Annotated in this window: 11 protein-coding genes; 3 read left to right on the top strand and 8 right to left on the bottom strand. The window is 65.8% G+C overall.

Annotated features, from left to right (window positions below; translation table 11 throughout):
* Positions 1-125: 125 nt before the first annotated feature.
* The 3 genes from BH683_RS15545 to hpt all read right to left on the bottom strand — a co-directional run bounded on the left by BH683_RS15545 (position 126) and on the right by hpt (position 3,926).
* Positions 126-1,814, bottom strand: a complete 1,689-nt coding sequence (locus BH683_RS15545; RefSeq protein WP_084837177.1) for a PQQ-binding-like beta-propeller repeat protein — start codon at positions 1,812-1,814, stop codon at positions 126-128.
* Positions 1,815-1,988: 174 nt separating this feature from the next.
* Positions 1,989-3,350 (bottom strand): amidase family protein, encoded by a 1,362-nt coding sequence (locus BH683_RS15540; protein ID WP_084837176.1) that lies wholly within the window; start codon positions 3,348-3,350, stop codon positions 1,989-1,991.
* 12 nt (positions 3,351-3,362) lie between these two features.
* Entirely contained in the window at positions 3,363-3,926 is a 564-nt protein-coding gene (gene hpt / locus BH683_RS15535) for a hypoxanthine phosphoribosyltransferase (protein WP_084837317.1), read from the bottom strand.
* A 276-nt stretch (positions 3,927-4,202) separates the two neighbouring features.
* Between hpt and BH683_RS15530 the strand changes: the two genes are divergently transcribed.
* Positions 4,203-4,853, top strand: coding sequence for a DUF6861 domain-containing protein (locus BH683_RS15530; RefSeq protein ID WP_084837175.1), 651 nt, complete (start codon positions 4,203-4,205; stop codon positions 4,851-4,853).
* Between the two features lie 9 nt (positions 4,854-4,862).
* Here BH683_RS15530 and tilS read toward each other — a convergent pair whose 3' ends face one another.
* Genes tilS through dacB form a run of 3 tightly spaced genes read right to left on the bottom strand, consistent with a single transcriptional unit; the run spans position 4,863 to position 8,196 of the window.
* Positions 4,863-5,789, bottom strand: a complete 927-nt coding sequence (tilS, locus tag BH683_RS15525) for a tRNA lysidine(34) synthetase TilS (RefSeq protein ID WP_094647526.1) — start codon at positions 5,787-5,789, stop codon at positions 4,863-4,865.
* 20 nt (positions 5,790-5,809) lie between these two features.
* Positions 5,810-6,826 carry a zinc-dependent metalloprotease gene (locus BH683_RS15520; RefSeq protein WP_084837315.1) on the bottom strand — a complete coding sequence of 339 codons (1,017 nt, stop codon included), beginning with the start codon at positions 6,824-6,826 and terminating at the stop codon, positions 5,810-5,812.
* Positions 6,823-8,196, bottom strand: a complete 1,374-nt coding sequence (gene dacB, locus BH683_RS15515) for a D-alanyl-D-alanine carboxypeptidase/D-alanyl-D-alanine-endopeptidase (protein WP_246833407.1) — start codon at positions 8,194-8,196, stop codon at positions 6,823-6,825. The genes BH683_RS15520 and dacB overlap by 4 nt, the downstream gene beginning before the upstream one ends.
* A gap of 118 nt (positions 8,197-8,314) precedes the next feature.
* Between dacB and BH683_RS15510 the strand changes: the two genes are divergently transcribed.
* The gene (locus BH683_RS15510) at positions 8,315-8,827 is read left to right on the top strand and encodes an inorganic diphosphatase (protein ID WP_084837173.1); all 513 of its coding nucleotides are present in this window, start codon (positions 8,315-8,317) and stop codon (positions 8,825-8,827) included.
* 57 nt (positions 8,828-8,884) lie between these two features.
* Here the strand turns inward: BH683_RS15510 and BH683_RS15505 are convergent, their stop codons facing one another.
* A complete protein-coding gene (locus tag BH683_RS15505; protein WP_246833406.1) occupies positions 8,885-10,576 on the bottom strand; it encodes an MDR family MFS transporter in 1,692 nt (563 codons plus the stop codon).
* Entirely contained in the window at positions 10,573-11,043 is a 471-nt protein-coding gene (locus BH683_RS15500) for a MarR family transcriptional regulator (protein ID WP_084837172.1), read from the bottom strand. The genes BH683_RS15505 and BH683_RS15500 overlap by 4 nt, the downstream gene beginning before the upstream one ends.
* 174 nt (positions 11,044-11,217) lie before the next feature.
* Between BH683_RS15500 and alc the strand changes: the two genes are divergently transcribed.
* Positions 11,218-12,258, top strand: a complete 1,041-nt coding sequence (alc, locus tag BH683_RS15495; RefSeq protein WP_210405225.1) for an allantoicase — start codon at positions 11,218-11,220, stop codon at positions 12,256-12,258.
* Positions 12,259-12,261 lie beyond the last annotated feature (3 nt).

Here is a 12,261-nt window from a genome sequence, read left to right as displayed (position 1 = left end):
TGTCAACGATTCGTCGTGGTCGAGCGTTCCCTCCCGGCAGAATTTAGACTTCGCTCACTTTCCTGCGCCTTGCTCGCGGAATTTCACGAGCACGGCGACGTTCAATGAGCCAAGTTCATACGGTCTCATCGTGGGGCCGCCGGGATCACCAGTTGCGGTTGCACCCACCCGCGCGGCTCGCCAGGCCTGGGCGTCCGACCGGCACCGATCACCACACCCCAGGGCGCCGCGTACACAATCGTGCCGTCATCGCTGACCGCCGCTCGCACGAGTGGCTCGGCACCGCCGGGCATGGCGTCGAGACCGACCAGGACTTCGACCGCGCCCGTACGGTTGTCCGCTGCGATCAGCCAGGCTGCGTCGGATCTGCCGTCGAGTGCACGGACGAAGACGTGGTCGCGCGTACCGCCCGCGGGGTCGAAGACATAGATCTGTGGTCCGAGGTCGACGGTCGGACCACGGACACCGCTGCGGTCGACAACAGCGAACCGGCCGGGTGAGTTCTCGGGTTCGGTCACATCGACCAGATACGACCCGGCGTCAGTGTATTGCCCATATTCTCGGCAGGGCCTGTTCCCGATCACCGACCCGGTCTTGAGATCCAATGAAATCTTGGGACACCCATAAACGTCGAGGGTTTCGGTGCCGAGGTGTGAATAGCCGAAATAATCGGTGCGCCACAACTCTGTTCCATCACTGCGGCGCAGTGCCACCAACGTGTGGGCCGAGTTGCCGTCATTGGGGTCGGCGTCGGGGTCCTTACATTCGGCGTAGACGATTTCACCGCGCGCATAAATCTGCGGCACGAACGGGCAGATTGTGTCGGCGTCGAGCAGGAGTTGAGTGTCGCCCGTCCACGGGTCCCGCACCGTCCAGCGAGCCTCATCGCTGAACTCGACCTCGTCCCACCCGGATTCATCCGTGACCTCACCATGCCATAGATACCTACCGGTATCGGCTGCGTACGCATGGACCATCTTCAAACCGAGGTTCGGCCATCTGACCAGGACAACCCTCCCATCTCCGACCACGTCGATATACCAGGCACCGTCAGGGGTGCCTGATTTCCGGAGTGACCACCGGACGTCGCCACTGAACGGGTCGATCGCCACCACAACGTCGTCGATCTCACCCACCAACCCAGCTGCAGTCACCAGCCAGGGTTGGCTCGCCACCGCCGGCGGCGCGGCCTGCGCGCGAGCCATGTGAAGGCCGGGCACCCTAGGTGTCATGTCTGCGACCGCCCCTGGCCCGAATTCGTCGCGCATGGGCAGTATCGAGTTCGATACCGACAGCGCGCAGACGACGGTGATGCAGACCAGCGCGGCCCACCCCACCGCGCCGAGCAGAGCGGCCGTCGACGGTCGCCTCCAACGCTCGAATGGCTGACCGAGGACGACGACGACCGTCCCGATTGCAGCCGCCGCGACGAGCAGTAGTGCCGAGATGCACATCAGCAGGTAACCGATGGAGGAGTTCTCGTCTACGAGTTCCGGCCGAACGAAGTTCACATCGCGAAACCAGATCGCCGCGGCCACGACGGGCACCACCGCCGTCACCCACAGCCACATCAAGACCCGAGCCTTGAATCGTCGCACCGAGATGTTCGGGGACGGCGTAGTTGCCTGGATGAGGATAGTGACGACACCGAGCGCAACCGCCGCGGCACTGAAACCGAGAGCTCGAGCAGCGTCGTGCACATTCGACCCTGGTTCGCTCGCGGCGCGAGCCGGGTCGAAGACATTGGCGGTCACCCCGTGGAAGTACACCCACGCACCCCAGACGAAGGTGACGACAACTGCCGACAGGAGCACGGCGAACAGCGAACATGCCTGTCTTACAACGGTTTCACGAAGGACTACGGCACGGTCACCGGTAGTAGTAGGTTCACCATTTCTCTGCCCCATCAATCCCCCAGCTCCATGCCCCCGGTATCGAGACATTGGACGCAGTGGGCTCAGCCTCGGTTCCGTAGGCTTCGACTTCGCTCAGAACCCGGGAGCGACCTTCTGCCAGGGGCGGGCGATCTCGAGCTGAGCGGCGAGCTTCAACAGCAGCGCTTCCGACCCGGGTCGTCCTGCGAATTGCACCGCCATCGGGGTCCGGGAGACGGGATGGACGCCGAAGGGGACCGACATTGCCGGCCAGCCGAGCAGATTGAACAGTCCGGCGTACGGCGCGTAGTTGACGTTGGCCCAGATGTTCGACGCCCAGCCCTTGGCGCTCCACTGCTGCGCCTTCAGAGGCGGTGTGGCCAGAGTCGGGGTGAGCAGCAGATCGGCCTTGTTGCGATCGAGATAGGCGAGCACCTTCTGCTCCACCCTGCTCACCTGGACGTCGTGGACCAGGTCGAATCGGCTGACGGCCCGACCGATGGCCGTGTGGGTCTTGCTGCGTCGCTGCAGCTTGTCCAGATCACCGCCTGCCTCGGCGATGCTCTCCGCATCTGCCGCGGCGCCCGCGAACCACCGGAACAGCAACGGAGCCGGGTTGGTCGGGTACGGCAGGTCGGCGTGCGGGACGCGGTGCCCCAGATCCGCCAGCACCCCACTGCAACTGGCCTGTGCCTGGGCCCAATGTTTGTCGGCCTTACCCACTGCCAACGGGAAGTTCTCCGCCACAACAATTCTCAGATGTCCGGGATCGGCGTCGGCCCCGGCACGCGCAAGCTCGAGATCGTCGGCCATCACGCCCAGCATCAGCGCCGCGTCGGCGACGGTGGTCGCCAGCGGCCCGTTCTCGCTCATGTTGAACCAGCCGTTGCCGCCGAACTCCCGCGGCACCACGCCCAAGCCGGGTTTGATCCCGAACAGACCGCAATCTGCGGCGGGGATCCGGATCGAGCCGAGACCGTCGTTTCCGTGCGCCAGCACCACCTGTCCGCTGGCGACCGCGGCCGCCGACCCACCGGACGACCCGCCGGGGGTTCGCTTCTCGTTCCAGGGGTTTCGTGTGGTGATCGCCGGGTTGTCCGTGGTGCCCCACATACACAGCTCCGGGACCGCAGTCAGGCCGACCACCACCGCACCGGCGGCGCGCAGTCGGCGAACAACGGTGTGATCGGTGAGCTGGGGCGCCCGCGAGGTCGCTTCGGATCCGATTGTCATCGGTTCGCCGGCGACGGGGACGTTGTCCTTGATGGCGATCGGCACGCCTGCCAGGGGCAGCTTCGCCAGATCCGGGTGGGCGGTGAGCAGCTCCGCCTCGGCAATCGCCTTGTCCGCCCGCACCTTCACGAAGGCCCCGATCGCACCGTCACGCTGTGCGATCCGTTCCAGCGATTCCCTGGTCACTGCCACCGGATCCACTTGCCCGGCGCGTACTCTCGCGGCGATCTCAACAGCAGTCATGGTGGGGTGGCCTCAGTCCGTGTAGACCTGCGGGTGCAGTCGGCCGACGTACGGCAGATCGCGGTACCGCTCCGCGTAGTCGAGGCCGTAACCGACGACGAACTCGTTGGGGATGTCGAAGCCGACGTCTTTGACCTGGACGTCGACGCGGATCGCGTCGGGTTTGCGCAGCAGGGTGCACACCTCGAGTGACCGCGGGTGCCGTGTCCGAAGGTTCTTGATCAACCAGGACAAGGTCAGGCCCGAGTCGATGATGTCTTCGACGATGACGACGTCGCGGTCGTGGATGTCGCGATCGAGGTCTTTGAGGATCCGGACGACACCCGACGAGGACGTCGATGATCCGTACGAGCTGACCGCCATGAATTCCAGCTGCGATGGGATGGGAAGCGCCCGCGCGAAGTCCGTCATGAACATCACCGCACCCTTGAGCACCCCGATCAGCACCAGGTCGTCGGGAGCGTCCCGATATCGCTCCCCCACGGTCTGCGCGAGTTCGGCGATCCGTGCCGAGATCTGCTCCTCGGTGACCACAATCGCCTCGATGTCGTTGCCATATGGGTCGCGCTGCTGCATCACGTGACTCATCATGCCTCAAACCGGCCGAACGCCTCCGCGTGGATGCGACCTGACGATCCATCGACCGAATGAACCTCGCCAAACGATGTGATCTTCTGACTCATTTTTGATTTAATGACGACGGCTTGAGATCAGCAGGCCATGAGATCCACGTCACCGAGCGAGGCTTGGGTTCGATGTCAATCAGCCGTCGGGGGCGGCACGACACCGGTTTCGCGAAATGGGCACGTGGGGGGATTTATCGAACCACACAGCAGATAGGACCGTGCCCACATGAAGTTCAGGACCGCACTAATAGCAACCGTCGCGAGTGTCGCGATGACCGCCGGATTCGTCACCGCCACCCAGGCAAGCGCCGCCCCGCAGTCCGGGGAGATCGGCTACCAGGCAGACGTTGTGGGCGACCACGTCGTGCTGACCACCGATGTCGGCAGCCTCCGCACCTCAGGTGACCAGTTCCAGATCGTCGACGCCAAGGGCAACGTCGCCGCCTCGATCCCCCTTCTCTACAACCTCGAAGATCAGCAATTCCCGATCATCGCCGACATCACCGGCAACACCGCAACCCTGACCCCTGTCCGCGAAGGTGGCACCAAGGTAGAGGTCAGCGACACCGTGCGCAAGCAGGTCGCCGACGGACCGCAGACCCGAGAAGAACGCGACACCCAGGCCCTCTCCACCCTCGGCACCTACGTGTCGGTGTCGGTTGCAGTCGGTGGCCTGATCGGCACCATCGTCGGAGGCGTGCTCGGCTGCGTGGTCGGGGCGTTCTTCGGCGGCGTCGGCTGCTTCCCGGGTCTGGTCGCCGGAGCCGGGATCGGCACGATCATCGGGACCATCGCCGTCGGCGGCCCGACCCTGGTCGGAGCAGCGATCCAGTTCTTCAACACGATCAATTCGCCGTTCACCCCACCGGCGAACTAGCAAGCAGCTTCAGCGGACGCGGCGTTCGACCACGAGTCGGGCGTCGCGTCTTGCTATCTCCAGTCGGTGATCGTGGTCGCCGCCGATGGCGACCGGCCCCTGTCCGCGCCACCCGGTCACCAACAACCCGACCGCCCTGACGACGGTCTCCGTCGGCTCGGTCGCCCCCTGCCGGGTCAACCAGCGCCGCAACAGACGCGAGCGGATCGCCGGCGCCAGTGGCGCGAGGTGGCCGCAGTCGACGGTGTCGCCGGCGATCACCGCGCTGTGCTGGTCGACGACGTTCTCGACGACGTCGAGAACGTCGCGCAGTTGTCCGGCGGTGCGGGCCAGCGCCTGCGCCACTCCCCCGTGCAAGACCTCTTCGAGCAGCGGCAGCACCTCGGCGCGTAGCCGCACCCGGGTGAACCGGGGGTCGGCGTTGTGCGGGTCGTCATGGGGCGAGAGCCCGAGATCGGCGCATGCGGCGCGGGTGGCCGCCCGCCTGATCGTCAGCAACGGCCTGCCCAGAGGCGCTGTCCACGGCTGCATCCCGGCGATCGAACGGGCGCCCGAGCCCCGCGCCAGTCCCAGCAGGACGGTCTCGGCCTGATCGTCGAGCGTGTGTCCGAGTAGCACCGGCACACCGTCGCGCGCATCCTCCAGAGCTCGATAGCGCGCTGTCCGGGCGGCTGCCTCCAACCCACCGATACGGCCCACCTCGACGCGCAGCACCCGTGCGTCCGCCCCCAGTTCGGTCGCGGCAAGGGCGGCGCTCTCTGCCACCTGCGCGGAACCGGATTGTAGGCCGTGATCGACGATCAACGCCCGGACACCGAGACCCGAGCGAACTGCCGCAGCGGTCAGCGCCAGCGAATCCGCACCCCCCGACAGCGCGACGCAGACGTCGGTGCTCGCGAGGTGTCGTTCGGCAAAGTCGGCCACGGCGCCGGTGATCTCGGCGACCGCAGCAGAGTTCACAGCACCCGGTCGATCCACAACCGTGGCTGCTCGATCTCAGCAGGCAGCGGCATGGTCTCGGGCCCGGTCCAGATGGCGTTGAACCGGGTCATGCCCACGGTTCCCACCACCTCGTCCACGAATGCCTTGCCTCGAATGTATTGCGCGAGTTTGGCATCCATGCCCATCAGCGCGCGCAGAACTCGCTGCACCGGGTTCTGCGGCCTGGTGCGGCGTTTGTCGAAGGCGCTGCGGATCCGGTCGACGGTGGGGACCTTGGCCGGTCCCACGGCATCCATGACGTGGTCGGCGTGGCCTTCGAGCAGCGTTCCGAGCATCATCATCCGGCTGAAGGCCTCGTATTGCTCGGGCGACTGCAGCAGTTGCATCGCGCCGACGATCCCCTTCTCGCGCTGCTGGCCGTTCTTGAGGGCGGCACTGATGCGACCGACCATCTCGCTGCTCGATTCGCTGTTCTCCGCGGTGAGCGACTCGACGTTCGACGACATGTAGTCGCGCAGCCAGGGATTGGCCGAGAATTGCACCCGGTGGGTCACCTCGTGCAGGCACACCCACAACCGGAAGTCGCTGGGCACCACGCGCAACGCACGCTCGACGGCGATGATGTTGGGAGTGACCAACATCAGCACACCGTCATTGCCGGACTCCGGGTCCGGGGTGAACGGGTCGTATTGCCCGAGTATCGCTCCGGAGAGCAGCGCCAGCAATCCGCCCGCCTGAACACCGGCCAGGCGTCCGCTGATCCCGGGCTTCGAACTCTCGTCGTCGGCGTCGAGCATCGCCGACATCGATCGCGTCGCCGCCTCGATCCAGCCGCCGCGGTCGAGGATCCGCGCCGTCGGGACCGGTAGACCATCGGCCAGGCCGGTGACCTCGCGGACCGGCGCTTCTGCTGCCACCGCGGACGTAGCCAGCTCTTCACGGGCCGCGGTCAGCGTGTACCCGGTGGTGATCGGTCCGGGGCGGGCGACCTTCTTGCCGATCGTCGCGGCAAGCTGCCAGTCGATACTCATCGACACCCACAATCCCGCAGCGCCACCGCGATCGTGTCGAGCGCGGGTCTCGCGACATCCGGCGACGTCCCGTTGGACATCAGGGCGAAACTCAGCACGCGACCTTCTCTCGTCTGCACGACTCCGACCAGCGCGCTCGCGCCCGTCAGGGTCCCGGTCTTGGCCCGGACCCAGCCCGCTCCCGCCTTGTTCTCGGTCGCGAAACGTTCGGCGAGAGTGCCCGTCGCCCCGGCCACCGGCAGCATGTCCAGCAATGGCCGGAGTTTCGGCTGCGCCGTTCCTGCGCCTGCGTTGACCACCTTGTCCAGCAGCCCCGCGGAGACCCGATTGTCTTCCGACAGTCCGCTGACGTCGGCGATCACGGTGCCGTTCATGTTGAACCCATAGTCGCTCAACGCTTTCCGCACCGCATCGATTCCACCTGCCATGGTGGGTCTGCCACCGGTGGCCATGGCGATCTCGATGGACACGGTTTCGGCGAGGACGTTGTCACTCGCCCTCATCATGTCGCCGAGCCTGGTGACCAGCGGCGCAGACTCCACTTGAGCGATAACCTGTGCCCCGGCAGGCGCCGTGGCCTGCACCACCGCGCCGTCCACCCCGAGCTCGGACGCCAGCGCGGCCCCGGCCGTGACGGCAGGGGTCGCGGTACGGGGCGAGTCGATCTCGAGGGGCTCGACCCTGCCCGAATCGGCGATCAGCGACTCGATCGGCGTGATGTTGCCCCCGGCGATGTCTGCCGGATCCCAGCTCTCCGTCATGGTCGGGCCGCTGAAACCGCTGGTGTCGACGGCCACCGACGTGACCTTCATCCCCGTCTTTTTGATCTGCTCGGCGAGGTCACTGATCCGCGGGGCATCGGTGAAGAACGTCTCCTCGCCCGCGGGCTGCACCGACAGTGTCGGATCGCCGGCGCCGACCAGGATCACCTGACCTGCCTTGCCCGCGACCACCGTCGTCGTGATGCGCTTGTCGTGCGGCAGCGACACGAGCGCGGCAGAGGCGGTGAGGACCTTGATCGTCGACGCGGGCACCATCGGCTGGTTGGGAGTGGCAGACCAGAGGGTCTCACCACTCACGGCGTCGGAGATCTCCCCGGAGAGCTGCCCGAGATCGGGGTTGGCCAGGGCCTGCGTCAGATCGGCACGGACGCCATCCGGGGTCGGCGACGGGGCATCCGCGGCCACCGGGTTGATCCGCGGCGTCAGTGAAGCAGGCGCGGGCTGGGGAACAGCGCCCTCCGGGAGGGCATCGGAGTCCTGATCGACACGAAGTGCGATCACCAGCACGATTGCGGCGACCACGATCAGAACCACCACCGGAACCAGCGTCCACAGCAGCCCCTTGCGGCTGCGCGCACTGCCTGCCACTGATTACCTCCGGTCAGAGTTTCACTCCTTGGTCCCGCCGAGCGCGACGGTCCCAGGTCTCCACAGTATCGTTGAGTCGATTTTGGGACCGGCTACGCACAAAGCACCAGGAGGCACCGTGGACTTCGACGTCACCATCGAGATCCCCAAGGGACAGCGCAACAAGTACGAGGTCGACCATGAATCCGGAAAGGTGTACCTCGACCGCTATTTGTACACCTCGATGGGCTATCCGGCCGACTACGGATTCATCGACGGGACCCTCGGTGAGGATGGCGATCCCCTGGACGCGATGGTCTTGCTACCCGAGTCGGTGTTCCCGGGCGTGATCGTCCGCGCCCGGATCGTCGGCATGTTCCGGATGACCGACGAGGCAGGCGGCGACGACAAGTTGCTGGCCGTACCCGCCAAGGACGTCCGCTGGAATCACATCCAGGACATCGGTGACGTGCCGGAGTTCGAACTCAAGGCAATCGCCCACTTCTTCGAGCACTACAAAGACCTCGAGCCGGGCAAGGAGGTCTTCCCCGGTGGCTGGACAGGCAAAGCCGACGCCGAGAAGATCGCCCAGGAGGCCATCGACCGCCTGGCCGAGAACCCGCACGAGGCGAACGAGCCTTCCCGAGGCTGACAGCATTTATCGACAGGAAGGCCCGACCCCACCAGGGTCGGGCCTTTCGCTCGGGAACTACGGTTCCACGGCGTCGGGTTTGTCCCGGGCTGCCTGCATGCCTGATTGGGTACGTAGTGGCACTTCTTTCCAGAACAGCACCAGCACCAGTGCGATCAACGACACGATCGAGACGCTCAGGAACACCTTGTCCATCGCGTCGGCGAATCCGACCTTGATGGGCCGTGAGATCGGTTCGGGCAGTTTGGCTATGACAGACGTGTCGTCCATGACGCTGCCGGCCTGCCCGCCCGGAGCCCCCGGATTCTGGGCCGCGGCGGCCAGTCCCTTGCCGAACTCCGAGACCTGGGCATCGGGACTCTGCACCGCCTGAGCCACGGCCTGGCGGAATTGCGGCGAGCTCGCCTCGTCCTTCAGACCGTCGGTGATGTTCGGGCCCATCAGGCTGAACAACACCGAGAAGAACACCGCGACACCGAGAGTGCCGCCGATCTGCCGGAAGAACGTCGCAGACGCGGTCGAGACCCCCATGTCTTTCGGGGGCAGCACATTCTGCAGCGCCAGCGTCAGCGGCTGGAGCATGTTGCCGAGGCCGAATCCGAGCCCGAATGCCATCACCATCACGAGCGAGACCGGGGTGTCGACGCTCATCAGGTGCAGCAGGAACGTGGAGACGGTGAGCAGCACGGAGCCGACGACGGGGTAGATGCGGTAGTGACCCGTGCGGGAGATGAGCTGCCCGGAGATGATGGACGCGCTCATCAGACCGAGCACCATGGGCAGCATCTGCAGGCCGGCCATGGTCGGGCTCGATCCGCGGATGACCTGGAAGTACTGCGGCAGCATGGAGATTCCGCCGAACATCACCATCCCGACGACCACGGAGATCACGATGCCCTGCGCGAAGATCCGGTTCTGGAAGATCCGCAGCGGGATGATCGCCGCCTCTCCCATCTTGTGTTCGACCCAGACGAATGCGGCGATGCCGACGACTCCGGTGATGTAGCAGGTCAACGCCCAGCCGCTGCCCCATCCCCAGATGCGGCCCTGCTCGGCCACGATCAGCAGCGGCACCACACCGAGCGCGAGCAGCCCCGCGCCCCACCAGTCCACCCGCTGACGCACGTTGCGGATCTGGTCGTAGTCGAGCACGCGGAACACGACGAGCAGCGCCACGAGTCCGATGGGGACGTTGACGAGGAACACCCAGCGCCATCCCGAGACCCAGAGGATCGAGTCCTGGCCGGCGAGCAATCCGCCGAGCACGGGACCGATGACACTCGAGGTCCCGAAGACCGCGAGGAAGTAACCCTGGTATTTGGCGCGCTCGCGAGGCGGCACGATATCGCCGACGATCGTCAGAGCCAGCGACATCAGGCCACCGGCACCGAGGCCTTGCAGCGCGCGATAGCCGGCGAGTTGGTACATCGACGTCGCGGTGCTACACAGCAGCGACCCCACGATGAAGATCGAGATCGCGGTCATGAACAGCGCCTTGCGGCCGTACATGTCGGACAACTTGCCGTAGAGCGGCGTGACGATGGTCGCGGTCACCAGGTAGGCGGTGGTGACCCAGGCCTGTAGTGAGTAGCCCTGGAGGTCGTCGGCGATGGTCCGGATGGCCGTCGAGACGATGGTCTGGTCCAGGGCGGCCAGGAACATGCCCAGCATGAGACCGCCGAGGATCGTCAAGATCTTGCGGTGCGAGAGCTCGCTACCGGCGACGGCCGGCTCGGCGGGCCCGGTCAACTCGCCCCCTCCTCGGTCACCGAGCACGCCAGGGTCGCCTCGGCGTCCTCGACGAAACGGCCCATCAGAGTGGTGAGGGCGCTGACGTCCTCTTCTGCCCAGTCGTTCATCATCGCCCTGAGTTGCTCTCCTCGACGGGTGCGCAACTCGGCGACTCGTTCGCGCCCGGTGTCGGTGGCGACCAGGATCGTCGCGCGCCCGTCGTTCGGATCGGCCTCCCGGCGCACGTATCCGAGTCGGACGAGGTGGGCGACGTGCCTGCTGATGGTCGAGGGGTCGGCGAACATCGCTTCGGCCAGCTCACCCGAGCGGGCGGGGGCATCCGCGAGGCGGAACAGGCAGTTGTAGGCAGCGGTCTCGACGATCCCGTCGGGCGTCCGCAGTCGCATCGCCGCGAGTCGCTCGCGGATCTGCGCGTACCGGGCGAGGACCTCTATGAGATCGTCGACCTGATCAACCCGTGTCATCGCGTTCCACGACCCCTCTCGGCTCTCACCGTTGTCCTTTCGGCGATCAACGAGTTTCGCCCCACAACTAATTGATCGCCGCAAGTATGCGCGTAACCAGATCTGCACTGCAACCACCGGTGATCGATGAGGTCGGTTCGACCCACCACCTCCCGCGCACTAATCTCAAGTGTCGTGACCCCATCGCCTCCCGCATCGCGCCCGCATTTCACCTCGATGCCGGATCTGGCGTTGCGAACCCTCGGCGGCGCGGTCGTCTGGACCAACGACGACCTGTTCGCGGAGGCGCAGAACCTCATCAAGACCCCGGCAGCGGAATACCAGCCGGCCACATTCGGCCACAAGGGTCAGGTCTACGACGGCTGGGAGACCAGACGGCGTCGAGAAGAAGGCGTGGACCAAGCGATCATCCGCCTCGGAGTGCCTGGAATCATCTACGGCGTCGTCGTCGACACCTCGTGGTTCGTGGGCAACTACCCCCCGTATGTCTCTGTCGAAGCCGCTGCGGTGGAAGGCATTCCGACCACCGCGCAGTTGGTCGAGGAGACAGAGTGGAAGACGATCGTCGAACGGGTCGAGGTCAACGGCGATACCCGGAACCCATTCCGGGTCGATTCCATGGAGCGGTTCACCCACGTCCGTCTGTCGATTTATCCCGACGGTGGTGTCGCGCGGTTCCGTGTCCACGGGCGAGGAACGCCTGACCCGAAGTTCTTGTCGTACGGGCACTTCGACCTCGCGGCCCTGGAGAACGGCGGCATGATCACGGCGTGCTCCAACATGTTCTACGGCTCGCCGAACAACCTGTTGATGCCCGGGCGCGCCCGCACCATGGGTGAGGGCTGGGAAACATCCCGTCGCCGCGACTCCGGAAACGACTGGGTCCAGATCAAGCTGGCGGGCGAGTCCACGGTCGGCCTCGCCGAACTCGACACCAGCTACTTCCTGGGCAACGCGCCCGGCTCGGCGATGATCCGCGGACGCGACGGTGAGAACGGCGAATGGTTCGAGTTGCTGCCACGCAGCGCCCTGCAGCCCGACACGCGCCACCGGTTCCTCGTCGACGTCGACCGGCCACTCACCGAAGCCCGCATGGACATCTTTCCCGACGGCGGCATGGCACGCTTGCGGCTCTACGGCCAGCTCACCGACAACGCGCGCGCCGAGATCATCGACCGCTGGGACCACGGCGAACGCGCGCAGCCCCCGGCCTGACGA

The organism is Williamsia sp. 1138 (assembly GCF_002095435.2).
Lineage (GTDB): Bacteria > Actinomycetota > Actinomycetes > Mycobacteriales > Mycobacteriaceae > Williamsia.
Note: the sequence above shows the minus strand (reverse complement) of the source record. Positions and strands in the feature narration are given on the sequence as shown.